Raw genomic sequence first — 25,147 nt, forward strand, 5'->3', positions numbered from 1 at the left:
GAAGCGAGCACTGCCGCCGCGCCGAGCCCGCCTGCCGCGGCCGCTGCCGCTGCCGCCACCGCGCCCGGCGGGGGCGCCGCAAACCAGTCGGTGCGGATCGACCTCAAGAAACTCGACATGCTGATCGACGGCGTCGGCGAGCTGGTGATCGCCCAGGCGATGCTCGCCCAGCGCCTCACCAACGAGAACCTCGCCCACATCGAGGAGCTGGCGCTGATCGACGGGCTGGTGCGCGACATCCAGGAACACGCGATGGCCTTCCGCGCCCAGCCGATCAGCTCGGTCTTCGGCCGCGTGCCGCGCCTGCTGCGCGAACTCGGCGGCTCGACCGGCAAGCACGTCAAGCTCGAGGTTGCGGGCGAAACCACCGAGCTCGACAAGACCGTGATCGAGCGCCTGTCCGAGCCGATGACCCACCTGATCCGCAACGCCGTCGACCACGGGATCGAACCGCCCGATGAACGCCGCGCCGCGGGCAAGGACCCCGAAGGCACGCTCACGCTGTCGGCCGAACAGAAGGCCGGGCGCATCATCATCCGCATCGCCGATGACGGGCGCGGGATCGACCGCGACCGGGTGCTGGCGAAAGCCATCGCCAACGGCCTCGTCGCCCCGGACGCGCAGCTGACCGACGACGACATCAACCAGCTGATCTTCGCCCCCGGCTTCTCCACCGCCGCACAGGTCTCGAGCATCTCGGGCCGCGGCGTGGGGATGGACGTGGTCAAGCAGAACGTGAAGGAGCTCGGCGGGCGCATCACCATCGAGAGCGTGCCGGGCAAGGGCACCACCTTCAGCCTTGCCCTGCCGCTGACGCTGGCGATCTCGGACGGGATGATCGTGCAGGTCGGCGACCAGTCGCTGGTGATCCCGCTCACCCATGTGATCGAGAGCCTCAGGCCGACCCCCGCCGACGTCAAGGGCATGGGCACCCGCGCGCAGATGCTCAACGCGCGCGGCAGCTTCGTGCCGATCGTGCCCCTGGGCGTGCTGACCGGCGCGGATGGGGCCGTCTCCAACCCCTGCGATGGCGTGCTGGTGCTGGTCGAGACCGAGGGCCACGGCCGCGCCGCGCTGCTGGTCGACGCGATCGCCGACCAGCGCCAGTTCGTGATCAAGGCGCTCGATGCGCATTACCGCCAGATCGACTCTGTCGCGGGCGCGACGATCCTCGGCAACGGCAAGGTCGCGCTGATCGTCGATGTCGACTTCATCGCCAGCAACGCCGCGCGCAGTCTGGCGGGCACTGTGCCCCTGGCGGCTGCGGCCTGATCATGCAGGGTTCGGTCGCTCCTTCATCGGACAGCCAGAGCATGGTTCCCGGGGTCAGCCCGGCAATCTATGGCGAAGCCGATTTCCGCCGCATCGCGGGCCTGATCCACGCCGAGACCGGAATCGTGCTCAGCGAGCGCAAGAAGATGCTCGCTTATTCGCGCCTCGCCCCGCTGGTGCGGCGCAGCGGGCTGACGAGCTTCGGCGCGTTCCTCGACAGCCTGCGCGATGACCCGCGCACCATGACCGAGGTGGTCGCCGCGCTCACCACCAACCACACCTATTTCCACCGCGAGCCGCACCATTTCGAGCATTTCGAAACCGTCGTGCGGCCCGAACTGCTCCAGCGCGCCCAGGCGGGAGCGGATGTGCGGATCTGGTCGGCGGGCTGTTCGACCGGCGAGGAGATCTGGACGCTGATGATGGTGCTGCTCGGGCGCGACCGCGCGGCGGGGCTCAAGCTTGCGCGCGGTCGGCTGATCGCGCTCGCGAGCGACATCTCGATCAACGCCCTCGCCGGCGCGCGTGCCGCGCATTATCCGGCGAGCGCGCTCGAGGCCCTGCCCGAGCCACTGCGACGCGCCTGGTGCGTGCCGGCCAATGCTGCAGGCGAGCCGCGCCTCGGCATCGATCCGGCGGTGCAGGCGCTGGTGCGCTTCCGCGAACTCAACCTGATGGGCGAGTGGCCGATGAACCGCGCCTTCGACGTGATCTTCTGCCGCAACGTCATGATCTACTTCGACATTGCCACCAAGGAACGGCTGGTCGAGCGCTTCGCTCGCCAGCTCGCGCCGGGCGGTTACCTCTACATCGGCCATTCCGAACGGGTCAGCGGGGCAGCCACCGCGCTGCTCGAACCGGTCGGGCCGACCATCTACCGGCGAAAGGGCCACGCATGACCATCCGGGTCCTGATTGTCGACGATTCCCCCCTGATGCGCGCGCTGCTCCAGCACCGGCTGGCGCGGGAGAGCGACATCACCGTGATCGGCACCGCCGCCGATGCCGCCGAGGCGCGGCAGATGATCAAGGCGCTCGATCCGGATGTGGTGACGCTCGACATCGAGATGCCGGGGATGGACGGCCTCTCCTTCCTCGAGAAGATCATGCAGTTGCGCCCCACGCCGGTGATCCTCGTCTCGGGCGCGACCGAGCGGGGCGCGAGCGCGACCGCGCGCGGGCTGCAACTGGGCGCGGTCGGCTGCATCGCCAAGTCGCAGCTGCGCATGCAGCCGGACGAACAGGACGACGGCGCGCTCCCCGCGATGGTGCGCGAGGCGGCACGGGTGCGCTTCGTGCACACCCCGGCCCCGCCGCCCCCGCGCGCGCCGGTGCCCGAGACTGCGGCCACGCCCGCTGCGCTGCCCGATGTCATCGTCATCGGTGCATCGACCGGGGGGGTCGAGGCGCTCCACACCGTGCTCGCCGGCTTCCCCGCCGATTGCCCGCCGACGCTCGTCGTCCAGCACATCAACGGCTGCTTTGCCGGCGCGATCGCCCAGTCCTTCGACCGCGTGGTGCGCCCGCGGGTGATGCTGGCGGAGAGCGACATGCCGCTGGAACGCGGCACGGTGCTGCTGGCGCCGGGCAACGAGCGCCACCTGCAGGTCGCCACCGCGGGCACGCGGGGCCTGCGCTGCGTGCTGCGCGAGGGAGAGCCGGTCACGGGGCACCGCCCCAGCGTCGACCGCCTGTTCGCCTCGCTCGCATCGACGCTCGGCGGCCCAAGAGGGGCGCGCGGCCTGGGAATCCTGCTGACCGGCATGGGGCAGGACGGCGCGCAGGGCATGGCCCAGCTTGCCAGCATCGGCGCGCGCACCATCGCGCAGGATCAGGCAAGTTGCGTCGTGTTCGGCATGCCGCGCGCGGCGATCGAACTGGGGGCGGCGGGCGAAGTGCTGCCGCTCGACCGGATCGCCCCTGCCATCTTCACTCCCGCCCGCGCGGTGCTGTCATGAGCGACATGACTCCATTCCTGCGCACCGCCGCGCCCGCCGCCGCGGCTGCGCCCGAGATCGTCCGCGTCACGATCGTCCAGGGCGAGGCCAAGGCGAGCGCCGACGCGCGGGTCGAGATGAGCACGATCCTCGGCAGCTGCGTTGCGACATGCCTGTTCGATCCGGTTTCGCGGGTGGGCGGCATGAACCACTTCCTCCTCGCCGAGCCCCCCGCCCACATGCGCCACCAGGCCTTCGACAGCGATTACGGCCTGTACCTGATGGAGCTCCTGATCAACGAGATGTTGGGGCTGGGCGCGATCAAGAGCCGGCTGCGTGCGCGGCTCTACGGGGGTGCCAACCTCAACCCCGATCTTTCGCCGATCGGCACCGCCAATGCCGCCTTCGCCCGGCAGTTCCTCGAGCGCGAGAAAATCCCCTGCGTGTTCGAGGATCTCGAGGGCACCCAGGCGCGCCGCATCCAGTTCCGTCCCGCCAGCGGCCAGGTCCGCGCACGCCTCGTGCCCTCCGACGTCGCCCCTACGGAAAAACCACTGGGTCGGCCGCAATCGGCGCTTGGGACGGTCGAGCTATTCTAGGATCAAACGGAGCCCATCATGCAAGCCAGCAACTCTGCCCCCATCCGTGTCCTCACGGTCGACGACAGTGCCTCGATGCGCGCGCTCCTGCTGGGCGCGCTCACTTCGCGCGGCTTTGCCGTGGAACAGTGCGAGGACGGGCAGGAGGCGCTCGAATGGCTCGCCTCCAACGAGGTCGACGTGATCATCACCGATATCAACATGCCGCGCCTCGACGGCTTCGGGCTGATCGAGAAGCTGCGCACCAGCGCGCTCCACGCCGAGCGCCCGATCCTGGTGCTGACCACCGAAAGCTCCGACGAGAAGAAGCAGCGCGCCCGCAACGCCGGGGCGACGGGGTGGATCGTCAAGCCTTTCGATGCCGACAAACTCACCGCCGCGCTGCGCCGCGTGATCCACTGACCCGCTGACAGCCTGCCCCGAGGAACGCCTCCATGCGCCACGAACTCATCACCTTCGGCATCGCCAGCCAGCGCTTCGGCATCGACATCATGACCGTGCGCGAGATCCGCGCCTGGTCTCCCGTCATCCGCCTGCCGCGCGTGCCCGATTATGTCGCGGGCGTGGTCAACCTGCGCGGCGCGGTGCTGCCGGTGATCGACCTGGCCGCACGGCTCGGCTGGACTCCGACCGAGGCGACCCCGCGCAACCCGATCATCGTCATCGAGCATGAGGGCCAGATGCGCGGGCTGATCGTCCACGACGTCGCAGACATCGTCTCGATCGAGGCCGGCACGCTCCAGCAGCCCGATGCCATGGGGCACGAGACGATCACCCATTTCCTCGAAGGGATCGCCCCGCTCGGCGATGACATGGTGATGGTGCTCGATCTGGCACGGCTGATGGCCGACGAGCCGATCGAACTGGCGGCCTGAGCGTGAGTCGGCCCCTCCCCGCCGCCGGGCTGGCACCCGCCGGTGCGCTCCACTCTCCCGCGCTGCTGGCCGGGATCGCCGGGCACCTGTCGACCTTTGCCGAGGATGCCGAGGCTTTCGGGATCGTGCTCTGCAGCGATTACGATGTCGCCACGCGCTACCTCGTGCAGTTGCAGCAGATCGACCGGCTCGCACAGTCCCTGCGCGAGATGGCCAATGTGCTCGCCGCCGTCGACCCCGACGCTGCCGTCGCCGCGATCCGGCTGGGTGAACTGCGCCACGCGCTGGAACAGGCCGATGCTCGGTGACCGGGTGCTGCTCGGCCTGCATGGCGCAGGCGTCGCGCTGGCGCTGACCGCGGCGCTGGTGTGGCCGCGCCCCGGGCAGGCCGCGCTGCTGGTGCCGCTGGCCGGAACCGATGCGCGCGGCGTGATTGCCTGGGCGCTGCACGAGGAGGCCCCGTTGCTCGCGCTCGACACGTCGCGCGGCCGCATCATCGCGCGCATCGCCGATAATGCCGGCCTGCTGCGCGCGCTCGGCCATGGCATTCTCCCCCTCGCTGCACGCGCCCCGGGCTGCAAAGCCCAACGCAGGAGCTAGAACCATGCCCGTTGACGAACTTTCCGCATTGCGCACGACGGGTATGCGGGTGGTCGGGACGCTCGCCGGGGTGATCGGCGCGCTGCTGGCGGTCTGGGCGCTTGCCACCGGGGCGGTGCTGGTGGCGCTTGCGGCGATGGTGCTGCTGATCGCGCCGCTGGGCTTTGCCTGGACCGGCCGCGCGGATCCGCTGGCGCGCCTCCTCCTGGGCGTCACCTACCCGCTGCTCGCCGCGCTGCTGCTGGCGATGGCGAGCGGAACGGGCTGGCTGATCGACCTGCACATGGTGTTCTTCGCCTTCCTTGCGGTGCTCGCCGCGCTGGCCGACTGGCGGGTGATCGTGGCTGGCACCCTCGTGACCGCGCTGCACCACCTCGCGCTCAACTTCATCGCTCCCGCGCTGGTCTTCCCCGACGGCGCAGACCTGATGCGGGTGGTGTTCCATGCGGTGATCGTGCTGGTCGAGGCGGCAATGCTGATCCTGCTGTGCCGCCAGTTCGAGGCGCTGGTCTGCAATCTGATGGAGGTGCGCCGCGCCGAGGCGGCGCTCGAAATCGAACGCAGCGCCGAGCGCGAGCGGCTGGCGGACGAGCAGCAGACGGTGCTCTCGGGCCTCTCCGAGCGGCTGCGCAAGCTGGCTGCGGGCGACCTGTCGAGCCGCCTCGATGCCCCCTTCCCGGGCGAATATGACCGCGCCCGCGCGCTGCTCAACCAGTCCTGTGCCGAGCTCGACCAGCTGGTGGGCGCTGTGGCACAGACCGCCGCGCAGGTCGCGACCGGCGCGCACGAACTGCGCGAGGCCTCGTCCGATCTGGCGGGCAAGACCGAACAGCAGACCGCCGCGATCGAAAGCGCGGCGCGCACCGCGGGCGAGCTGCTCCACGACATCGAAGGGCAGGCAGGGCTGTGGGCGGCGACCCGCTCGACCGCGCTCGACGCCAAGTCGGATGCCGACCGCGGCGCCGCCGAGATTGCCGCCGCCGCCGAGGCGATCACCCGGATCGAGGCCTCCTCGGCCGAAATCGGCGAGATGATCGGCTTCATCGACACGATCGCCTTCCAGACCAATCTGCTGGCGCTCAACGCCGGGGTCGAGGCGGCACGCGCGGGCGAGGCGGGCAAGGGTTTCGCGGTGGTCGCGGGCGAGGTGCGCGAACTCGCCCAGCGCTCGGCCCAGTCGGCGACCGCGATCAAGGCGCTGGTCGCCACCTCCAAGGACGAGATCGCGGTAGGGGTCGCACGGGTGCAGCAGCTGGTCACCCTGCTCGCCTCGCTGGTGGCGCGCTTCTCGGACATCGCCGGGCACGTCGATCACATCGCGCAAGGTTCGGAAGGCTCGCTTGACGCGGTTCGCCGGATCAATGCCGCGATGGGCCTGCTCGACCGCGGGATGCAGCAGAACGCGGCGATGGCCGAACAGACCAGCGCCGCCTCGGTCGCGCTGCTGCGCAGTGCCGAGGATCTCACCGGCCAGGTGTCGCGCTTCCGGCAGCAGGACAGCACCGCCGACGCCGCCCCGCGCCTCAGCCGCGCGGCCTGAGGAGGCTATTCGGCCGGCTGCGGGGCCGCGGCGGCGAGCGGGTCGGAATCCGCCGCGCGCAGTCGGCGGCCGGCGCGCTGGAGCAGGAAGAATACCAGCGCCGCGCCTGCCAGTGGCAGGTAGAAGAAGATCAGCCGCCAGGTGCTCATCGCCGCGACCAGCACGCCCGCGGCAACGAAAGGCGCGAACAGCAGCAGGAAGCCCGCCTCCGCCCCGCCCGCGCCGCCCGGGGTCGGCACCACCGAACTGATCGACTGCACCAGATATTGCAGCAGCCAGTAGAGCGCCGGGTGCCAGTCCTGCCCGAAGGCGGCGAGCACGATCCCGGCCATCGAGAACCGCGCCAGCCACTGCGCCAGCGCGAGCATCAGGTTGACCAGCGCCATGCCCTTGCCGCGGCGCAGCACCCCCAGCCAGTCGCTCACCACATGCCCGCCGAAATCGCGCGCGCGGGCATGGAGCGCCGCGGCGCGGCTGCGTGGGCCTTTACCCATCAGCCCCGCCGCCAGCGCCGCCGCAAGGCCCGCGAGCAGCATCAGCACGCATCCGGCGACCGCAGCGATGATCGCCAGATCGGTCTCGATCTCGTTGACCAGCCCGGGCTGGCGGCCGAGAAAATCGGCCAGCTGGAACCCGCTGAGCGTCAGGCACAGCGCCGCGAGCGAGGTCATCACCAGCGTGTCTTCGGCGGTCTGGAGCGAGATCAGCGTCGCTGCGCGGCGCGCCGGCACGCCCTCGGCCAGGAGGAACAGCATCTTGATCGGCATGCCGCCCGCCGCCGAGGGCGTGATCGAATTGGTGACCATCGTGCCCGTCACCACCTTGAGCCCCCCGCGAAAGCCTAGACCGAGGCCGAGGAACCGGCTCCACAGCGCGAAGCGCAGGGAATTGGCGAACATCGGGACGAAGGCGATGGCCGCCGCCACCAGCAGCAGCCCGGGCGCGACCAGGCGGCCGGCGAGGTCGATCCCGCCCAGCGACCACACCAGCACCGCGACATTGGCGAGCGCCACCAGCGGCAGCACCGAGAGCGCGATCGCCAGCGTGCGCCGCGGCAGGCGCTGCCACGGGGCGAGCGCTGCGGGAGAGGTTCCGGGATCGCTCAAGAGACGTTCAGGGCCCGCTTGACGGGGCCCAGCCACGTTGCCTGCATGCGGGCATCGCGCGCGGCGAGGGCAGCGGCATATTCGACGTTGATGAGCTGTTCGAAGGTCTGCGGCCAGCGATTGTGCGCGGCGGCGAGCGCGAGACTGCGCTGGCGGCGCCCGGCGTAATCGTCGCGCCACACCTCAACCACGCCGCGCGCCATCGCCACGGGATCATCGACCGGGCCAAGCACCCCGGTGCCTGGGGGAACGCGCTCGGGCATGGCGCCGCTGGCGACCCCCACCACCGGCAGCCCCGAGGCCTGCGCCTCGAGCACCGAGATGCCGAAGGTCTCGTCCGCCATCCCGCTGACATAGATGTCCGAAGAGGCCAGCGCCCGGGCAAGCGCGGCGCGGTCAGTCTCGTAGCCGGGGAAGGCGATCGGCAAGCCGCGGGCTTCCTCCATCAGCACCTCGCGCAGCTTGCCGTCGCCCATCAGCACCATGCTCGCGCCCATCGCGCGCGGGAGCTGCTTGAACATCTCGACCAGCACATAGGCGCGCTTCTCGTTGTCGAGCCGCCCGGCATAGATCAGCAGCGGGCCGCCATTGTCGGGCAGGCCCATCTCGGCGCGGAAGGCCGGATCGCGGTGTTCGGGCGAGAAGATGTCGATATCGACGCCGAGCCCCAGCACCCCGGTGTTGTGATAGCCAAGCCCGCCCAGCATCGCGCGGGCTTCGTGGTTCAGGGTGTAGACCCGGTCGAAGCGGTGGTAGGTCATCCACGCGTAGAAATAGGCGACATTGCGGAAGAAGCTTGCAGGATAGTGCCCCGACAGGTCCTTCATCACGCGGTAGACCTGCGCATTGGGAAAATCGGTGCGGTAGCCGGCGACCAGCGCCGTGTGCGGATAGCGCCGACGGTGGCGGATCGCGATCCACGGCAGCACCCAGGGGCAAAGGCTCTCGATGATGTCGGGCTGGTATTCCCTGAGCAGCGCGAAGACCGCGTCATTGCGGTTGATCCAGCGATAGTTGGGGCTGCCCCACACCAGCGGCGCGCCGACCTCCGCGAGGATCGTGCGGCCTTCCACCGTGATGCGGTCCTCCGGGCCCGGCACGATCTGGAGCAGCCGGTGCTCGGTGTTCTCCTGGAAGTATTGCTTCTTTTCCTTGAGGTAGGTGGAGATGCCCCCGCCACCGGTGGGCGACCAGCTCTGAGTCAGGTCGCAAATCAGCAGATCTTTCGCCATGCACACGCCTTCTTGCGCTCTGCCGCGGATGCCGGAGAGGAGCCATGGGCGTGGGGGCGCAAAGCAGGCTCAGGGCGCGCGGCGGGGTTGCGCACCTTTGCCCGCACTGCGTGTCTCTAGCGCGACGGTTTGCGGTCAGTTCGGTGGCGGTTCGCCGACCGCGACGTGACCGGACTGCGTCAGCCGTGTCAGATTACCGCGTTTTCATGATCGCCGGTGCGGAGGGAACCGGCGTGCCGGTCAGGATCGCGGTGCTCTCGTTCGCGAGGATGCCGACGACCTGTGTCCACACCGCGACGTTCTGGCGCAGCTGCGCGGGATCGATCTTGTCGAGCGTGTCGTCAGGGGTGTGGTGGAGGTCGAAATAGCGCGTGCCGTCCTGCTGGAGGTCGACCAGCGCGCCCTTCTGGTCGCGCACGATGTTGAGATCCGCGCCGCCGCCTGCGACATCGGTGCCGCTCGAGACGCCGAAGCGCGCGACCGCCAACGCGATCTTCTTGTGGAGCTCCGGGTTGGTGGTGCGGAAATTCGAATCGAAGCGCCAGATCCGGTCCGCGCCGAAATCGCTTTCGAGGCCGACGGCGATGGGTTCGGCGAGATGCGCCGTGCTGTAGGCCTTGCTGCCCCACAGGCCGGTCTCCTCTGCGCCCGCCATCAGCACGCGGATGGTGCGCAAGGGGACGCCCGTGTGCTTCACGTGCAGCGCTGCCGCAGCAATGATCGCGCAGCCCGCGCCGTCATCGATCGCGCCCGTCCCCAGCCACCAGCTGTCGAGGTGGCAGGCAAGCAGCACCGGCGGCAGCGAGGGATTACGCCCGACGATCTCGCCCACCACGTTGCCGCTCTGCGTCTCGCCGACGAAGCGCGGGGTCAGCACCAGCTTCATGGTGATCGGCCTGCCCTTTGCGCGGGCGAACATCCGTTCAAGGTTCGCCGCATCGGGATTGCTCAGCGCGCCGGCAGGGGTGGGCGCAACGCCTTCGGGGAAGCTGGTGCCGCCGGTATGCGGGTTGCGGTGATCGTCGGTGCCGACCGACTTGATGACGGTCGCGAGCGCGCCCTTCTTGGCCGCGATCCCTGCCGCGACCCAGCGCGTCGGCCCGGCGAAGCCGTATTGGCTCCCGTCCTGCGTGCGGGTCATGGCATTGCTGACATAGGCGATCTTGCCCTTGAGGCTGCCCTCGGGCGCAGCCTGCAATTCGGCGACGCTTTTGAACATCACCACTTCGGCGGTGACCCCCTCGGGGCCCGTCGAGGCCGTGTCACCCAGCGGCGCGATGGCGAAGCTCTGCGGGAAGGGGCTGACGATCTCGGCCTTGCCCGGCTCGCCCGGCACCCAAGTGGGCATCATGTAGGGCTCGTCGGCAACATTCCGGAAGCCTTTGGCCTTCAGCCACGCCACAGCCCAAGCGCGCCCCCGCGCCTCGGCCTCGGTGCCCGCCTGGCGCTGGCCGACCTCGGTGGTGATCCCCTCGACGAAGTCCCAGGCATAGCGGTCGTCTTGCAACGCAGCGTCAGCAGACTCCTCCAGCGTCGGCACCGGCGCGACGGTTTCTGCATGGGCGGCAAGGGCGAGAGGCAGCGCGGCAAGCGCGAGCAGCGAGGGCTTGATCATGGCGCAAGGTGCTAGGCGGCCCCCGCCTTCCTGTCTAGCCGCTTGCCCTTAGCCCTCCCCTTCCCTATCTGCGCAGCCAATTCCTCACCCCTATCCAAGACCCGAAGGACCATCCGATGGCCGCCCAATACGCCTATGTCATGAAGGGCATGACCAAGACCTTCCCCGGCGCCCAGAAGCCGGTGCTGAACAACATCTCGCTCCAGTTCTACCAGGGCGCGAAGATCGGCATCGTCGGGCCCAACGGCGCGGGCAAGTCGACCCTCATCAAGATCATGGCCGGGATCGACAAGGATTTCACCGGCGAGGCCTGGCCGGGCGAGAACATCACCGTCGGCTATCTCGAACAGGAGCCCGAGCTCGATCCGACCAAGACCGTGCTCGAGAACGTGCGTGAGGGCGCCAAGGAAACCGCCGATCTCGTCGCGCGCTTCAACGAAGTCAGCGCGCTGATGTGCGAGCCCGATGCCGATTTCGATGCACTCGGCGCGGAGATGGGCGAGCTGCAGGACAAGATCGACGCGGTCGACGGCTGGACGCTCGACAACCAGCTCGAAGTCGCGATGGAAGCGTTGCGCTGCCCGCCAAGCGACTGGCCGGTGACCGAGCTTTCGGGCGGCGAAAAGCGCCGCGTTGCGCTCACCCGCCTGCTGATCCAGAAGCCCTCGATCCTGCTGCTCGACGAGCCGACCAACCACCTCGACGCTGAGTCGGTCCAATGGCTCGAAAACCACCTCAAGGATTACGCGGGCGCGGTGCTGATGATCACCCACGACCGCTACTTCCTCGACAACGTGGTCGAATGGATCCTCGAACTCGATCGCGGCTCCTACTACCCCTATGAGGGCAACTATTCGACCTACCTCGAAAAGAAGGCCAAGCGTCTGGAGCAGGAAAGCCGCGAGGAAAGCGGCAAGCAGAAGGCGCTGCAGCGCGAGCTCGAGTGGATCCGGCAGACGCCCGCCGCGCGCCAGACCAAGTCCAAGGCGCGCATCCGCAAGTTCGAGGAGCTCCAGAACAGCCAGGACAGCCGCCAGGTCGGCAAGGCGCAGATCGTCATCCAGGTGCCCGAGCGCTTGGGCGGCAAGGTGATCGAGGCCAAGGGCATCTCCAAGGCCTATGGCGACAAGCTGCTGTTCGAAAACCTCAGCTTCATGCTGCCCCCGGGCGGGATCGTCGGCGTGATTGGCCCCAACGGCGCGGGCAAGTCGACGCTGTTCAAGATCCTCACCGGCAAGGAGCAGCCCGACAGCGGCACGATCGAGATCGGCTCGACCGTGCGCCTTGGTTACGTGGACCAGAGCCGCGACCATCTCGATCCGAAGAAGAACGTCTGGGAGGAGATCTCCGACGGGCTCGATTACATGAAGGTCAACGGGCAGGACATGTCGACCCGCGCCTATGTGGGCGCGTTCAACTTCAAGGGCGCGGATCAGCAGAAGAACGTCGGCAAGCTCTCCGGGGGTGAGCGGAACCGCGTGCACATGGCCAAGATGCTGAAGCAGGGCGGCAACGTCCTGCTGCTCGACGAGCCGACCAACGACCTCGATGTCGAGACGCTGGCCGCGCTGGAAGACGCTATCGAGAACTTCGCAGGCTGCGCCGTGGTCATCAGCCACGACCGCTTCTTCCTCGATCGCCTCGCCACCCACATCCTCGCCTTCGAGGGCAACAGCCATGTCGAATGGTTCGAGGGCAACTTCGAAGCCTACGAGGAAGACAAGCGACGCCGCCTGGGTGACGCGGCCGACCGTCCGACGCGGGTGGCTTACAAGAAGCTCACGCGGTAGATTTCTCTGCGGGCGGCCGGGTTGCCTAATCCCAGCCCGTCGCCTCCACCGTCAATCCCTCGATGGTCGCCGAATAAAGCACCTCGCCGAACGGCACGTCGCGTTACCCGCCATGAGCGCCGCCTTCCGTCCGGGTTTCGTAATCTTGTCAATTTTTCTGATCGCCGCGGGCGCGCGCCGCTTTACGCCTTCTTAAGCAGGTCTACGTCACTGTACCTAACGACATAACAGGTCGCAAAAGGGCAGCGGGGCGTCATGACGGGAATCGAAGTGCCACTCGAGGTGGCCGCATTGCTGTGCGCAGGGTTCACCGCCGCCGGGGCGTGGGCCGGAAGCCTGCGCGCCAACCGCCGTCTCGATCCGCGCCGCGACCCGACCGGCGGCCCGCTCGGCCCGCTCCACAGGCCCGAGATCTTTGCCCAGGCGGTCGATCTGGCCGCGCGCCGCAACGCCATGCGCGCCTCCTCGCAGGCGGTGCTGCACGGACGGATCGATCAGCTCCAGGCGCTCGGCACGGTCTGGAGCAGCGACACCCACGCCGAGGTGCGCGAGCATGTCGCCGCAGTGATGCGCGCCAGCCTGCGCCGCGGCGACCGCATGGCGCAGACCGAGGGTCATGCCTTCACCATCATTCTCGGCGGAACCGATGAGCACGCCGCCGTGCGCATCGCCAACCGCCTGCGCCGCAAGCTCGGCCAGCTGCGACTGCCGCAGATGGGCGCCGAGGCACCGCTGAGCGCGAGCTTCGGGGTCGCGGCCGCCGAACGCTTCGGAAATTCCGAAGACGCGCTCATCCAGCGCGCGCGCCGCGCGTTCGATGCGGCGCTGGCGACGGGCGCCGGCCATGTCGTGCCGGCGAGCGAGATCGAGGAGATCATGCTGCTGCCTGCACCCGCATCCGCGCATCCGACCGCGGCGGAACGCGGCCCCGGCACCTCCGCCTCGGCCGCCTGAGCCCCGCGCCTCAAGGCGAGACCCAGCACCCCGCCCACTCGGCCGCGCTGTCGCCCGGTGCGCGCGTGAACTGCGCGCGCACATGCCCGGTGTGGGCGAGGTGGAGCCAGTCGAGCGCGGTCAGCGTGATCCTGAGCAGCGCGAAGTTCTCCCGCGCGGGGACAAGCTGCGCTTCGTCGGGTTCGACCCCCTCGAATTCGGGCGGCAGGCCCGATGTGGGCGTGTCCGAACCCGCCCCCGGCCCCTCGCCCAGATAGCAGCGCCGGGCGAAGTTGGTGCTGGCGCTCCATGCCGCATCGACCTCGGGGCCGGTGCGCAGGATTTCGCCGACCCCGCGCGCGCGGATCTGGATCTTGGCGCCCTTGTCGTAGAACAGCACCGCGACGCGCGGGTCGGCCGCGATGGCGGCCGCCTTGGGCGCGCGGGTGTCGGTGTGGAGCCGCAGGTGCCAGCCTTGCGCATCGAAGGCGCGCAGCACCATCACTCTTGCATCGACATCGGCGGTGACGATCACCGGGGTGTGGAGCGGCGACTTGCGATCGCGCGGCGCACGAATCAGCCGGTCGTGACAATCGGCAAGACAGGCATCGAGGGTGTCGAACATGGTCCGAGGCCATTGGCAGCCCGCGCGGCCGCGTCAAGCACGGGAAGCTCCGTTCAGTCAAACACCACTTTTTCTGAACATCGCCGAGCCGGTTCATCGCCGCGACAGTCTGCGGGGCGTAGAGCGGCATCATCACAAAAGGCCTGTGGTGGGCTGGCGTCATCGGAGGCACTTGCCATGAATTCACTTTTTGCCCCCTTCGCCAGAAGCGGCGGATCGCTGGCTGCGCTCGCTGCGGCGCTCGCCGTGGCGCTTCCGGCCGTGCCCGCCGCCGCGCAGGATTCCGAGCCTGCTCCGCGGCCCCGGTTCGAGCGCGCCCAGCCGCGCGCCGAAGGTGGCCGGCAGCGTGTCGATCTCCCGCGCGCGCCGCGTGCCGAAGCGCCGCGCCCGCAGCGCGCCGACAGCCCGCGTCCGCAGCGCGCTGCGCCGCCGCCGCCTCCGGTGAGTCAGGCCGCGCCCGCCCGGCCTGCCGCGCGCCGGTTCGGCGGCGAGGTGTTCGATCGCGCCCGCGCGGCGCAGCAGCAGGCCCAGCGCGAACAGCGCGCCGATCGCATCGACCAGCGCAGCGAGCGCCGAGCGGACCGCGTCGACGGCCGCTTCGAGCAACGCGCGGACCGGGTCGAGCAGCGCGGCGATGCCGAGGCGCGCCGGCTCGAGTGGCGCGGCCGTGATCGCGCTGCCCAGCAGGTCGACCGACGCACCGACGCGCGCGCCGATCGCATCGAGGATCGCGGCGATGCCCGCGCCGACCGGATCGAGGATCGCGGTGACCGCCGCGCCGACCGGGTCGACGGACGCCGGGGTGACGGCCGCGTCGGCGACATCCGCGCCCGCGGCGGCCGCGATGGCCGCGATGGCCGCTTCGACGGACGGAGCGGCGGCGGGTTCTCGGGCCAGGTCGGCGATATCGCCCGCGACGCGCGCCGTGCGGACCAGCGCGGTGACTGGCGCGGTGACCGTGACCGGCGCGACGGCTGGCGCGGCGACCGCCGAGGCTGGCGCCGGGACGACTGGCGCTGGGGCTGGAGCGGACGTCCGGGCTGGGATCGCCGCGATTTCCGTCGCTGGGACAACCGCTGGCGCTTCGACCGTCGCTACGACTGGTACGATTTCCGCCGCGGCAACCGCTTCGTGTTCCGGCCCGGCCCCTATTACGCGCCGTTCCGCAGCCACCGCTACAGCCGGGTGGGCATCGGGTTCTATCTCGACAGCCTGTTCTTCCAACCGCGCTACTTCATCAGCGATCCCTTCGCCTATCGCCTCCCGCCGGTCTATGGGCCTTATCAGTGGGTTCGGTATTATGACGATGTAGTGCTCGTCGATATCTACACCGGCGAGGTCGTAGACGTGATCCACGACTTCTTCTGGTAGGTCTTCGCCAGTCGACAAGGGGCCCCGTCGGAGCGATCCGGCGGGGTTTTCCCTCTCCCGGCCCGGCGGCCCGCCCCGCGGTGGCGCCGGGGCCGCTTGCACCGCCGCGCGAAGGCTTGCTAGGCTCGCGCCACGATGACCGCCCCTGCCTCCGGTGCTGCCCCCGATCAGAACGCCCTCGCCCGCCTCGGCATGGCGGTGCGCGCGCGGCTCGATGCGATACCCGGGATCTACCGCGTGCCCGACGAGCGGATCGAGCTCTATGCCATCGGCGGCTTCCTGTCGGGCGAGGAATGCGCCCGCCTCACCGCCATGATCGACGCGGTCGCCCAGCCCTCGGCGCTGCACGAGCTGGGCTACGACAGCGGCTTTCGCACCTCCTTCTCGAGCGATCTCGACCCGCACGATCCCTTCGTCGCCGGCATCTCGGCCCGGATCGATGCGGTGCTGGGCGTGCCCAGGAGCTTCGGCGAGCCGATCCAGGGCCAACGCTATCTGCCGGGGCAGGAGTTCAAGCCGCACAACGACTGGTTCTACACCTCCGAAAGCTACTGGCCCTCTGAACAGCAGCGCGGCGGGCAGCGCAGCTGGACGACGATGGCCTATCTCAACCCGGTCGAGGCGGGCGGCGCGACGGCCTTCAGCCTGCTCGGCATCAGCATCGCCCCCACCCCCGGCGTGCTCCTCCTGTGGAACAACGCCCTGCCCGACGGCCGCCCGAACGAGGCGACGCTCCACGCCGGCACCCCGGTCGAGGCGGGGGCGAAGTACATCATCACCAAGTGGTACCGCACAAGGAAGTGGCGCTGAACGTCATGCCTTGGCCAGCGCCTCCGCGATCAGCGCGCGGGTGGGGGCAATGCCGTAGAGCGCGATGAAGCTCCCCATGCGCGGGCCCTGTTCGCTGCCCAGCAGGGTTTCGTAGAGCGCCTTGAACCAGTCCCTCAGGCTCTCGAAGCCGAACTCCTCGATCTTGCCGATCTCGTAGACGATGGTCTGCAAGTCCTCGGCGCTGGTCGCCGGGTCGGCCATTTCGAGCGCGGCATCGAGCGCCATCAAGGCTCCCACCTCGCCGCCAGCAGGCGCGCGCTTCTCCAGCGTCGGCGCGACGAAGTCGCGGTTGTAAGCCAGCGCCCGGCCCACCAGCGCATCGAGCGCCGGGTGCTTCGCCGGATCGGCATCGGCGACATAATTGCCGAGATAGGACCACACCGCCTCGCGCGTCGCCCCCGCACCGAGCACGCCCACAAGGTTCAGCAGCAGGCTGAACGGCACCGGCAGCGCCTCGCCTTCGCCCGGAGCTCCTGCGCCCTCGCGGCGCTGGTTGGCGCGCAGCAGGTGCCACACAGGATTGCCGAGCCGCTTGTCGACATCCTGACCCGGGATCGCGGCGCGGAACTGCCAGTAATCGTCCACCGCCTTGGGAATCACCCCGGCGTGGAGCTGCTTGGCGCTCTTGGGATTGGCGAAGATGTAGTAGCCGAGGCTCTCCGGGCTGCCATATTGCAGCCATTCCTCGATCGACAGGCCATTGCCCTTGGACTTGGAGATCTTCTCGCCCTTGGCATCGAGGAACAGCTCGTAGATCAGCCCCTCGGGCTTGTTGCCGCCGAGCACACGGGCGATCTTGCCCGACTGGATGCCGCTATCGGTGAGGTCCTTGCCGTACATCTCGTAATCGACGCCCAGCGCCACCCAGCGCATCGCCCAGTCGACCTTCCACTGGCACTTGGCCATCCCGCCGAGCGCGGACTGTTCGACGGTGCTGCCGTCCTCGTCGGTGAAACGGATGATCCCCGCAGCAGCGTCCACCACTTCGATCGGCACCTGCAACACCGCGCCCGTGGTCGGGCTGATCGGCATGACGGGGGAATAGGTCTTGCGCCGCTCCTCGCCCAATGTCGGCAGCATGATATCCATGATCGCACCGAAATTGGCGAGCACGCCGCGCAGCGCATCGTCGAACTTGCCGCCATTGTAGCAGTCGGAAGAGCTGACGAATTCATAGTCGAACCCGAAGCGATCCAGAAAATCGCGCAGCATCGCGTTGTTGTGCGCGGCGAAGCTTTCGAACTTCTCGAACGGGTCGGGGATGCGCGACAAGGGCTTGCCGAGGTTGGCCTCGAGCAGCGCCTTGTTCGGCACGTTGTCGGGCACCTTGCGCAGGCCGTCCATGTCGTCGCTGAACGCCACCAGCCGGGTCGGCTGACCGGTCAGCGTCTCGTAGGCGCGCCGCACCAGCGTGGTGCGCAGCACCTCCTGAAAGGTGCCGATATGCGGCAGGCCCGAGGGGCCGTATCCGGTCTCGAACAGCACCCCGCCGGGCTTGCCTTGCGGCAGCCGCTTGGCGAGGCGCTGCGCCTCCTGAAAGGGCCAGGCCTTGGAGTTGGTCGCTGCGGCGATGAGGGCATCTTGGGTGATTGTCATAGCGGGGCGGCTATTACGGGGCTCGGGGCGGCTTGCAAGCACAATGGCGCGCGCAAAGCGGACAAAGCGGACACCGTGTCCGCTTTGCGCAATGCGATATTGTTCAATTGGATCATCGGCTTGCACTCGGTTTGCGAAGCGGACGGACACGGGTGGCGGGGCTTGAAACCTATCCGTGCCGCTGGCGTATTCCTCCTTCTACCGCTTGCGGTGCCTGTAGGACAGATGCGCGGGGCAAAGCCGGAGCGCATGGCGTTTACATCGCCGTGCCACTCGCCCATCTAATGACCAGTGACCCTCCCCGATCCGCTTGCCCTGCCTGCCCTGCACGCCAGCCACGGCGGCCACTGGCTGCGTGCCCCCTCGGGAGGGACGCAGGCGGTGTCGAAGGGCGATGCAATCATGGCGGCCGCCGATACGCCCGTGCTGCTGCTCAACGCGCCGCTGGTGGCCAGCCGCCTGGGCTATCCCGACCTCTCCGGCCTCGACCTGCTCGAGGCCTTCGCCTTCATCCACCCCGCGCGCTTCTGCGTGCCGACCCCGCGCGGGCTGGCCGAGGCCTTGGGGCTCCCCGTGCCCGAAAACGACGCCGCGGTGCCCGAGCTGCTCCAGCGCGCGGCCGGGGCCCTGGTGGCAACCTGCGGCGATCCCGAATGGTTCGAGCGCGAGGGCGCGTGGAGCGCGGTGCAATCGCTCGAACGCCTGCGCTGGCCCTGGGCGCAGGTGCTGCGCCCCCACATCGCCAAGCCCGAGCGCGCCGAGCGCTGGCTGTTTGCCAAGCTGCCCGAATGGGAGGAAGCGGGCGAGCGCCCCGCCCCGCGTCAGGTGGATTTGTCGGCAGAGGCGGTGCAGGCGCAGCTCGCGCGGCTTACCGGCGAGGGCGCCGAACAGCGCGAGGGCCAGCGCGCCTATGCCGGGGACGTCGCCCGCATATTCGCCCCGCGCTCGGCCCCCGGCCGCCCGCATCTGGCATTGGCGCAGGCGGGGACAGGGATCGGCAAGACGCTGGGCTATCTCGCCCCGGCCTCGGTCTGGGCAGCCTCGAGCGGGGGTACGGTATGGGTCTCGACCTTCACCAAGAACCTGCAACGGCAACTGCGCGCCGAGAGCCGCCGCGCGTGGCCGGCCAAGCGCGCCGATGGCACCCCGCCGGTGGTGGTGCGGAAGGGCCGCGAGAATTACCTCTGCCTGCTCAATCTCGAGGACGCGCTGCAAGGCGGCTTTGCGGGGCGCCCGGCGATCCTCGCGCAGCTGGTGGCGCGATGGGGCGCTTATACGCGCGACGGCGACATGATCGGGGGCGACCTCCCCGGCTGGCTCGGGACGCTGTTCAGGAAGCGCGGGATCGCCGCGCTGACCGACCAGCGCGGCGAGTGCATCTACGCCGGGTGTCCGCACTATCGGAAGTGCTTCATCGAGCGCGCGGCGCGGGATTCCGCGCAGGCCGATCTGGTGATCGCCAACCATGCGCTGGTGATGGTCAACGCGGCCCGCGCGCGCGACCCCAACCAGCGCCCGACGCGGCTGATCTTCGACGAGGGCCACCATGTCTTCGATGCAGCGGATTCGACCTTCGCCGCCACGCTCAGCGGGCAGGAGACGATCGAACTCAGGCGCTGGATCATGGGGCCGGAACGAGAGGCGCGGGGGCGGCGGCGCGGGCTGGCCGCCCGTCTTGCCGATGTCGCCAGCTATGACGATGCGGGCGCCGAGGCCATCGCCGCGGCGTGCAAGGCGGGGCAGCTGCTTCCCTCCGACGGCTGGCTGCAACGCCTCGCCGAGAACGCGCCCTTCGGCCCACTGGAGGCCCTGCTCGCCGCGGTGCGCACCGCGACCTATGCGCGCGACGAAAGCGGGCAGGAGGCGGGCTACGGGATCGAGACCGAGGCGGCGGGGCTGCCGGGCGAGGTGATCGAGGCCGCCGGAGCCGCCTCCGAGGCGCTCGCCTCCATCCGCGTGCCGCTGATCCGGCTGGGCGGCAGGCTCGAGGCGATCCTCGCCGAGCCGCCCGACTGGCTCGACGCGCAAGGGAGGGCGCGGATCGAGGGGGCGCGCTTCGCGCTTGCCTGGCGGATCGACCTGCTGGCGGCGTGGGAGGCGCTGCTCGACCGGCTCGGCGGGCCTGCCGACCCCGAATTTGTCGACTGGCTCGCGGTCGACCGCTCCGATGCGCGCGAGTTCGACGTGGCGATCCACCGGCGCTGGCTCGACCCGATGAAGCCCTTCGCCCGCGTGGTGCTCGAGCCCGCACACGGCGTGCTGCTGACCAGCGCGACGCTGACGGACCGGACGGAAGATGACGACCGCTGGGCCAGCGCCATCCAGCGCTCGGGCGCGGCGCATGTCGAAGTCGCGCCGCTCCTGTCCGCGGCCGAGAGCCCGTTCGACTACGCCGCCCGCGCGGAAGTGCTGATCGTCACCGACATCGCCAAGGGCGATCTGCCTGCGCTCGCCGGAGCCTATGCGCGGATCATCGAGGCTTGCGGCGGCGGCGTGCTCGGGTTGTTCACCGCGATCCGGCGCCTGCGCGCGGTTCACGGCCGCATCGCCGACCGGCTCGCGCGCGGCGGCCTCCCGGTCTACGCCCAGCATGTCGATCCGATCGACACCGGCACGCTTGTCGACATCTTTCGGGACGATCCGCGCGCCAGCCTGATCGGCACCGATGCCTTGCGCGACGGGGTCGACGTGCCCGGTCACAGCCTCAGGTGCGTCGTGATGGAGCAAGTCCCCTGGCCGCGTCCCGACATCCTCCACAAGGCGCGGCGGCTCGCGGGCGGCGGCAGCGCCTATGACGACCGCATCATCCGCGCGCGGCTGGCGCAGGCCTTCGGGCGGCTGATCCGTTCGAAGGAGGATAGCGGCCACTTCATCGTCCTCTCCCCCGCCTTCCCCTCGCGGCTGCTCAGCGCCTTTCCCAAAGGCACCCCCGTGCTGCGCGTGACGCTCGATCAGGCTTTACAACGCGTGCGCGCTGGTGTTGGAGCCGCAAGCAGCGGTGACGTGTCGGTGCCATCGGGAGAAGCCTTTCAGCCATGAAGATTCTCGGCCTCCTGCGCCACGCCAAGTCCGACTGGGACGACACCAGCCAGCGCGATTTCGACCGCGGGCTGAACGCAAGGGGGCGCAAGGGCGCTGCTCTGATCGGGCGGCATATCCGCGACCACGGGGTCAAGTGGGACAAGCTGATCGCCAGTCCGGCGATGCGGGTGAAGCTGACGCTCGAGGGCGCGCTGCCCGAGCTTGCGCCGATCTACGACCAGCGGCTCTACCTCGCGAGCTTCGACACCATCGTCGAGACGATCGAGGCCCACGCAGGCAGCGGTGACGCGGAGGCGAAGACGATCCTGATCTCCGGGCACAACCCGGGCCTGCAGGACGTGCTGCTCGAGCTGGTTGCGCCGGGCAAGGAGAACGCGCTGTTCAAGGAAGCGGTCGTCAAGTTCCCGACCGCCGCCTACGCCGTGCTCGAATGCGACATCGCGCATTGGAGCGAGCTGAAGCGCTACTGCGCCGAGCTGGTGCATTTCGCCCGGCCCCGCGATCTCGATCCGGAGCTGGGGCCGGAGGGGTAGTCTTACTTCCCCCCCCCCCTTGCGGGAGGGGGAGAAGAGCCTCAGTTCACCGCCACCACATTATCGTCCGCATCGCGGTCGATGTGGAAGTTGTAGGGATCGACCCCGGCGAAGGCGGGCTTCTTCGCGGTGACGATCTCGATCACCTGGCTTCCGCCGCGCACCGGCATGCGTTGCATCGACAGGACATTGGCCTTGGCAAAGGCGCCCGTGCCCGGACGCGCGGTGAACGCGCCGATCTCGATGTTCTCTGCAAGGCTGGCGGGGGTCTCGACCCCCTTGCCGTCGGCGTAGAACTTGCCCGCCTCGATGGTGATGCGGGTCACCCACTTGCCATCGGCGCGCTTGGTGCTGGTCGCCTCGCGCGCCTTGAGATCATAGATCGTGATCTTCTCGAACAGGTCGGTGATCAGCGCATGGTCCGCCGGGGTCTTCGCTTCCTTGCGCAGCTCCGCGATCAGATCGAGGCTGCGCGGATAGGGCGCACCCTTGAACTTGTAGCGCGCCACCAGCCGCGCCAGCGCGCGGTTGACCGCATCCTCGCCGATCCGGTGCTGGAGCAGGTACATCACCATCCCGCCCTTGTTGTAGTGGATGTGCTGCTGGTTCTCGACCCGGATCAGCGGCTGTTCGGGCAGGACATCGGACTTGCGCCCGCCGAGATAGCGATCGAGCTCGAACTTGAGGAAGCGGCGGATCTTGTCCTCGCCATAGAGCTTTTTCATCACCATCAGCGCGGAGTATTCCGCGAGGGTCTCGGACAGGAGCGTCTGCCCCTGCAAGTCCGCGCCGACGATCTGGTGCGCCCAGTACTGGTGCCCCACTTCATGCGCGGTGACGAAGGTGACGTAGTCGATGGTCTCGGGATCGCGCACATCGGCGGCAAAGCCGATGCTTTCGGAATAGGGCATCGTCCCTGCAAAAGCCTGCGCGAAGCTCGAATAGCCCGGGAACTCGATGATCCGCGCATAGCCGAACTGGTAGGGCCCGAAATTGCGCTGGTAATAGGCGAGGCTCGTCTTCATCGCCTTCTGCATCGCGGGCACGTTCCAGGCGTGCTTGGGATCATAATAGACGCTGAGGCGAACGGGGCCCGCCATTTCCTCGGCCACGGCATAGCGCGCCGATTGCACCGAGAAGAAGTTGAGGATCGGCGCAGGCGACTGGAACACCGCGATGCGGCGGCCATCCTTGACCACGTCCGAAATCTTGTCGCCCGGGGCGACCGGCACCTGATCGGCCGCGGTCGAGAGGGTGATCTTCGAATTGACCCAGTCGGCGCCGATATAATTGCGCACCTGCGCCGAGGTATCCTCGAGCTTGGCCATGCGCAGCTCGGCCGGAAGGCCCTGACGGCGGCGCGCGGTGCGATCCTGCAGCAAGATGTTGCGGTCCATCCCGATGATCGGCGCGAAGGTGAAATTGTTCACGAAGGTGCCGTTGTCGATGATGTCGGTCGCCGCGCCGCGATTGGCGAAGCCGCGCCGCCAGATGTCGGTGGCGAAATCGAGCCGCGTGACCGCCCCCGGCGCGAGCGGCCGGGCAAAGCGGTAGATGCGGTAGAAGTGCGTCTGGTCGAAACTGGCGAGCCTCGCCCCGGCAAGCTCGAGCCGAGTGAACTTCGCGCCCTCGTCGCCCTGGCGGACGTGCAGCTCGGTGATCGGCTGCCCGCTGTCGTTGCGCAGCAGGTAGTGGCCGGTTGCCTTGAGGCGCTTGGCGTCGGGATCGATGTCGATCACGAACTCGACGTCGGTGACGACCGGGCGCGGCAGGCTCGCATATTTGAGGTACTTGCGCTCGAAATCGGCGAGCCGGGCCTCGGCCTCCTCGGCGGTTTCGTAGCGGTTCAGCTCCTTGATGTTGTGGTGGATGACGAGGCCGGTGCCGACCATCCCCGCGATCGCCGTCAGCGCGATACCGCCCGTGGCAAGGCTGGCGCGCTTGGCGATGCCCTTCAGCCGCGGCACCACCGCAACCACCGTGCCGCGCGGCCAGGCCCAGTGCGCAAACACCAGCAGCACCACCCCGAAGCAGGCCCAGTAAATCCGCGCGATCGCCGCGCCCATCCAGAAGCCGCCAGAACCGTTCATGTCGGAGAGCGGCTCCGACGGGGTGCCCGAATAATTGTAGAGCATATTGGTGTAGCCGAGGTTCCCCATCACGATCCGGGCCACGAACCACACCAGAAACAGACCCCAGCCGACATATTTGTTGGGGCTCAAGACCTGGAAGAACACCGCAAGGATCGCGAGCATCAACAGGTCGATGCTCTGGGGAATGACATAGGCGGTGAGATAGAGCCCGAGGTCGACGCTCGTGGTGCCCTTGGCGAGCTGGTAGAGCACGCCGGTGAGCATCGCCGACAGCGCCATGGCGATGAGCACCACGAAGATCGCGAGAATCTTGGGCACGAACATCGTCCAGGCCGGGACGGGGGTGGCGTCGATGATTTCGCCGATCTTCACATCGCGCTCGCGCCACACCAGCTCGCCGCCGTAGAATACCGCGACGATGATGCTGAACAGCGCCATGCTGCCGCCCACCGTCAGGATGACGCCCGCGGTGAGCGGGTAGGAGGGCGTGCCGAAGGTCGTCTGCGAGAAGAGCAGGTTGATCAGCGCGAAGCCGATCGCGAGCGGCAGCAGCACGAGGAAACCGGGGCTGCGGGTCACCATGCGCACCTCGATCTTGAGCCGGAGCCAGAAGGTGGCGAGCGCATGGCCGGTGCCGAAGCTGCGGGCGACCGGCGCGGTCAGCGTGCGCGGCGCGACGGCGGCGGTCTTCTCGGCCTTCGCGGCCTGCTTCGCCAGCCGGCGCTGCCGCCAGCGCGACGGCGCGCGCTCGGTCATGCTGAAGCGCAGCCACGCGATGCCGAAAAACAGCGCGGAAAGCACCAGCACGAAGACGCGGTTGAACAGCAGGTTGCCCTCGAGCGGGATCGCCTTGCTGTTCATGTCGGCCGAGGTCCAGTAACGCGAAATCTCGCCGATCGCGCCGGTGCCGAGCGGTTCGAAGCGTGCGACCGGATCCTGCCAGCTCGGATCGTCACTGAGCAGCAGCGGCACGGTGAGATAGCCCAGCACCAGCACGATCACGCCGATATAGCTCGCCAGCATCGAACGGGTGAACGTCGCCAGCGCGAAGAGCAGCGCGGAGCACAGGATCAGGTTGGGAATGGCGATGATGAGGAAGGGCCAAGCATAGAGTGCGAAGCTGTTGGGGCCAACCGTCTCGGGATCGACCCAAGGCATCGCCGCCCCAACCGCGATCCCCAGCGGGATCGCCAGAAACCCGAGGATCGCGATGAGGAGCCCGCCGAGGAAGCGGCCGGCCAGAAAGCTGGTCCGCCCCACCGGGGTCGCGCGGATCATCGGGCCGAAGCCGGTCACATCGTCGCGCACCACGGCATTGGCGACGAAGGCGGTGATGACGAAGAGATAGAAGATCGACAGCACGGCGGTCGCGATGCTGACCGTGAAGGGCGAATTCTCGTGAACCGCGCCGGGCGAGCCGAAGCTGATGAAGTCGCTGGCGCTGAGGCCGAAGCCCATGAGGAAGAAGATCGCGACCGAGACCCAGAACACCGGATTGCGGAGCTGATAACGGAGTTCGAACGCGGCGAGGCGTGCGGTGAGCATCTGTCCTGCCCTC

Annotated in this window: 21 protein-coding genes; 15 read left to right on the plus strand and 6 right to left on the minus strand. The window is 68.8% G+C overall.

Features of this window, described 5'->3' with window-relative positions; all coding sequences use genetic code 11:
• The 9 genes from AX692_RS13445 to AX692_RS13485 form a co-directional block, all read left to right on the plus strand.
• On the plus strand, window positions 1–1,272 hold a 1,272-nt coding region (locus AX692_RS13445), incomplete at its 5' end, for a chemotaxis protein CheA (protein WP_196491797.1).
• A 2-nt stretch (window positions 1,273–1,274) separates the two neighbouring features.
• Complete coding sequence (locus tag AX692_RS13450; RefSeq protein WP_073973892.1) at window positions 1,275–2,171, plus strand: CheR family methyltransferase; 897 nt, start codon at window positions 1,275–1,277, stop codon at window positions 2,169–2,171.
• Complete coding sequence (locus tag AX692_RS13455; protein WP_073973893.1) at window positions 2,168–3,229, plus strand: protein-glutamate methylesterase/protein-glutamine glutaminase; 1,062 nt, start codon at window positions 2,168–2,170, stop codon at window positions 3,227–3,229. Before AX692_RS13450 ends, AX692_RS13455 begins: the two co-directional genes overlap by 4 nt.
• Window positions 3,226–3,807 carry a chemotaxis protein CheD gene (locus AX692_RS13460; protein WP_230959461.1) on the plus strand — a complete coding sequence of 194 codons (582 nt, stop codon included), beginning with the start codon at window positions 3,226–3,228 and terminating at the stop codon, window positions 3,805–3,807. The genes AX692_RS13455 and AX692_RS13460 overlap by 4 nt, the downstream gene beginning before the upstream one ends.
• A gap of 18 nt (window positions 3,808–3,825) precedes the next feature.
• Window positions 3,826–4,209 (plus strand): response regulator, encoded by a 384-nt coding sequence (locus tag AX692_RS13465; RefSeq protein WP_081095326.1) that lies wholly within the window; start codon window positions 3,826–3,828, stop codon window positions 4,207–4,209.
• Window positions 4,210–4,241: 32 nt separating this feature from the next.
• On the plus strand, window positions 4,242–4,682 hold the full coding sequence (locus AX692_RS13470) for a chemotaxis protein CheW (RefSeq protein WP_073973894.1): 441 nt from the start codon (window positions 4,242–4,244) through the stop codon (window positions 4,680–4,682).
• Between the two features lie 2 nt (window positions 4,683–4,684).
• Window positions 4,685–4,990 (plus strand): hypothetical protein, encoded by a 306-nt coding sequence (locus AX692_RS13475; protein ID WP_073973895.1) that lies wholly within the window; start codon window positions 4,685–4,687, stop codon window positions 4,988–4,990.
• Window positions 4,980–5,282: a hypothetical protein gene (locus tag AX692_RS13480; RefSeq protein ID WP_073973896.1), complete on the plus strand. Its 303-nt coding sequence runs from the start codon at window positions 4,980–4,982 to the stop codon at window positions 5,280–5,282. Before AX692_RS13475 ends, AX692_RS13480 begins: the two co-directional genes overlap by 11 nt.
• A 4-nt stretch (window positions 5,283–5,286) precedes the next feature.
• Complete coding sequence (locus tag AX692_RS13485; RefSeq protein WP_155644904.1) at window positions 5,287–6,822, plus strand: methyl-accepting chemotaxis protein; 1,536 nt, start codon at window positions 5,287–5,289, stop codon at window positions 6,820–6,822.
• A 5-nt stretch (window positions 6,823–6,827) separates the two neighbouring features.
• Here AX692_RS13485 and AX692_RS13490 read toward each other — a convergent pair whose 3' ends face one another.
• The 3 genes from AX692_RS13490 to AX692_RS13500 form a co-directional block, all read right to left on the minus strand.
• On the minus strand, window positions 6,828–7,928 hold the full coding sequence (locus tag AX692_RS13490; RefSeq protein WP_073973898.1) for a lysylphosphatidylglycerol synthase transmembrane domain-containing protein: 1,101 nt from the start codon (window positions 7,926–7,928) through the stop codon (window positions 6,828–6,830).
• Window positions 7,925–9,160 carry a glycosyltransferase gene (locus tag AX692_RS13495; RefSeq protein ID WP_073973899.1) on the minus strand — a complete coding sequence of 412 codons (1,236 nt, stop codon included), beginning with the start codon at window positions 9,158–9,160 and terminating at the stop codon, window positions 7,925–7,927. The genes AX692_RS13490 and AX692_RS13495 overlap by 4 nt, the downstream gene beginning before the upstream one ends.
• Window positions 9,161–9,353: 193 nt before the next feature.
• Complete coding sequence (locus AX692_RS13500) at window positions 9,354–10,775, minus strand: M20/M25/M40 family metallo-hydrolase (protein ID WP_073973900.1); 1,422 nt, start codon at window positions 10,773–10,775, stop codon at window positions 9,354–9,356.
• Between the two features lie 116 nt (window positions 10,776–10,891).
• On the opposite strand from AX692_RS13500, the gene ettA reads away from it, so the two are divergent.
• Entirely contained in the window at window positions 10,892–12,565 is a 1,674-nt protein-coding gene (gene ettA, locus AX692_RS13505; protein WP_073973901.1) for an energy-dependent translational throttle protein EttA, read from the plus strand.
• 255 nt (window positions 12,566–12,820) lie between these two features.
• On the plus strand, window positions 12,821–13,519 hold the full coding sequence (locus tag AX692_RS13510) for a GGDEF domain-containing protein (RefSeq protein WP_073973902.1): 699 nt from the start codon (window positions 12,821–12,823) through the stop codon (window positions 13,517–13,519).
• Between the two features lie 10 nt (window positions 13,520–13,529).
• Here the strand turns inward: AX692_RS13510 and AX692_RS13515 are convergent, their stop codons facing one another.
• On the minus strand, window positions 13,530–14,123 hold the full coding sequence (locus tag AX692_RS13515; RefSeq protein ID WP_073973903.1) for a pyridoxamine 5'-phosphate oxidase family protein: 594 nt from the start codon (window positions 14,121–14,123) through the stop codon (window positions 13,530–13,532).
• A gap of 177 nt (window positions 14,124–14,300) precedes the next feature.
• Here AX692_RS13515 and AX692_RS19140 point away from each other — a divergent pair, with 177 nt between their 5' ends.
• The gene (locus AX692_RS19140) at window positions 14,301–15,494 is read left to right on the plus strand and encodes an RcnB family protein (RefSeq protein ID WP_081095329.1); all 1,194 of its coding nucleotides are present in this window, start codon (window positions 14,301–14,303) and stop codon (window positions 15,492–15,494) included.
• Between the two features lie 135 nt (window positions 15,495–15,629).
• On the plus strand, window positions 15,630–16,304 hold the full coding sequence (locus AX692_RS13525) for a prolyl hydroxylase family protein (protein WP_073973904.1): 675 nt from the start codon (window positions 15,630–15,632) through the stop codon (window positions 16,302–16,304).
• 3 nt (window positions 16,305–16,307) lie between these two features.
• Here the strand turns inward: AX692_RS13525 and AX692_RS13530 are convergent, their stop codons facing one another.
• A complete protein-coding gene (locus AX692_RS13530) occupies window positions 16,308–17,921 on the minus strand; it encodes a lysine--tRNA ligase (RefSeq protein ID WP_230959460.1) in 1,614 nt (537 codons plus the stop codon).
• A 402-nt stretch (window positions 17,922–18,323) separates the two neighbouring features.
• On the opposite strand from AX692_RS13530, the gene AX692_RS13535 reads away from it, so the two are divergent.
• Complete coding sequence (locus AX692_RS13535) at window positions 18,324–20,960, plus strand: ATP-dependent DNA helicase (RefSeq protein ID WP_230959463.1); 2,637 nt, start codon at window positions 18,324–18,326, stop codon at window positions 20,958–20,960.
• Complete coding sequence (locus AX692_RS13540) at window positions 20,957–21,496, plus strand: SixA phosphatase family protein (protein WP_073973906.1); 540 nt, start codon at window positions 20,957–20,959, stop codon at window positions 21,494–21,496. Before AX692_RS13535 ends, AX692_RS13540 begins: the two co-directional genes overlap by 4 nt.
• Window positions 21,497–21,537: 41 nt before the next feature.
• Here AX692_RS13540 and AX692_RS13545 read toward each other — a convergent pair whose 3' ends face one another.
• On the minus strand, window positions 21,538–25,134 hold the full coding sequence (locus tag AX692_RS13545; RefSeq protein ID WP_073973907.1) for an ABC transporter permease/M1 family aminopeptidase: 3,597 nt from the start codon (window positions 25,132–25,134) through the stop codon (window positions 21,538–21,540).
• Window positions 25,135–25,147: the final 13 nt, after the last annotated feature.

The organism is Erythrobacter donghaensis, from assembly GCF_001557325.1.
GTDB classification, from domain to species: Bacteria; Pseudomonadota; Alphaproteobacteria; order Sphingomonadales; family Sphingomonadaceae; genus Erythrobacter; species Erythrobacter donghaensis_B.

Coding starts and splice junctions, on each gene's coding strand:
- AX692_RS13535 (WP_230959463.1), top strand. CDS start 18,324: ATGGCGGCCGCCGATACGCCCGTGCTGCTGCTCAACGCGCCGCTGGTG.
- AX692_RS13485 (WP_155644904.1), top strand. CDS start 5,287: ATGCCCGTTGACGAACTTTCCGCATTGCGCACGACGGGTATGCGGGTG.
- ettA (WP_073973901.1), top strand. CDS start 10,892: ATGGCCGCCCAATACGCCTATGTCATGAAGGGCATGACCAAGACCTTC.
- AX692_RS13460 (WP_230959461.1), top strand. CDS start 3,226: ATGAGCGACATGACTCCATTCCTGCGCACCGCCGCGCCCGCCGCCGCG.
- AX692_RS13530 (WP_230959460.1), bottom strand. CDS start 17,921: ATGACAATCACCCAAGATGCCCTCATCGCCGCAGCGACCAACTCCAAG.
- AX692_RS13515 (WP_073973903.1), bottom strand. CDS start 14,123: ATGTTCGACACCCTCGATGCCTGTCTTGCCGATTGTCACGACCGGCTG.
- AX692_RS13540 (WP_073973906.1), top strand. CDS start 20,957: ATGAAGATTCTCGGCCTCCTGCGCCACGCCAAGTCCGACTGGGACGAC.
- AX692_RS19140 (WP_081095329.1), top strand. CDS start 14,301: ATGAATTCACTTTTTGCCCCCTTCGCCAGAAGCGGCGGATCGCTGGCT.
- AX692_RS13525 (WP_073973904.1), top strand. CDS start 15,630: ATGACCGCCCCTGCCTCCGGTGCTGCCCCCGATCAGAACGCCCTCGCC.
- AX692_RS13470 (WP_073973894.1), top strand. CDS start 4,242: ATGCGCCACGAACTCATCACCTTCGGCATCGCCAGCCAGCGCTTCGGC.
- AX692_RS13455 (WP_073973893.1), top strand. CDS start 2,168: ATGACCATCCGGGTCCTGATTGTCGACGATTCCCCCCTGATGCGCGCG.
- AX692_RS13450 (WP_073973892.1), top strand. CDS start 1,275: ATGCAGGGTTCGGTCGCTCCTTCATCGGACAGCCAGAGCATGGTTCCC.
- AX692_RS13545 (WP_073973907.1), bottom strand. CDS start 25,134: ATGCTCACCGCACGCCTCGCCGCGTTCGAACTCCGTTATCAGCTCCGC.
- AX692_RS13500 (WP_073973900.1), bottom strand. CDS start 10,775: ATGATCAAGCCCTCGCTGCTCGCGCTTGCCGCGCTGCCTCTCGCCCTT.
- AX692_RS13510 (WP_073973902.1), top strand. CDS start 12,821: ATGACGGGAATCGAAGTGCCACTCGAGGTGGCCGCATTGCTGTGCGCA.
- AX692_RS13495 (WP_073973899.1), bottom strand. CDS start 9,160: ATGGCGAAAGATCTGCTGATTTGCGACCTGACTCAGAGCTGGTCGCCC.
- AX692_RS13465 (WP_081095326.1), top strand. CDS start 3,826: ATGCAAGCCAGCAACTCTGCCCCCATCCGTGTCCTCACGGTCGACGAC.
- AX692_RS13480 (WP_073973896.1), top strand. CDS start 4,980: ATGCTCGGTGACCGGGTGCTGCTCGGCCTGCATGGCGCAGGCGTCGCG.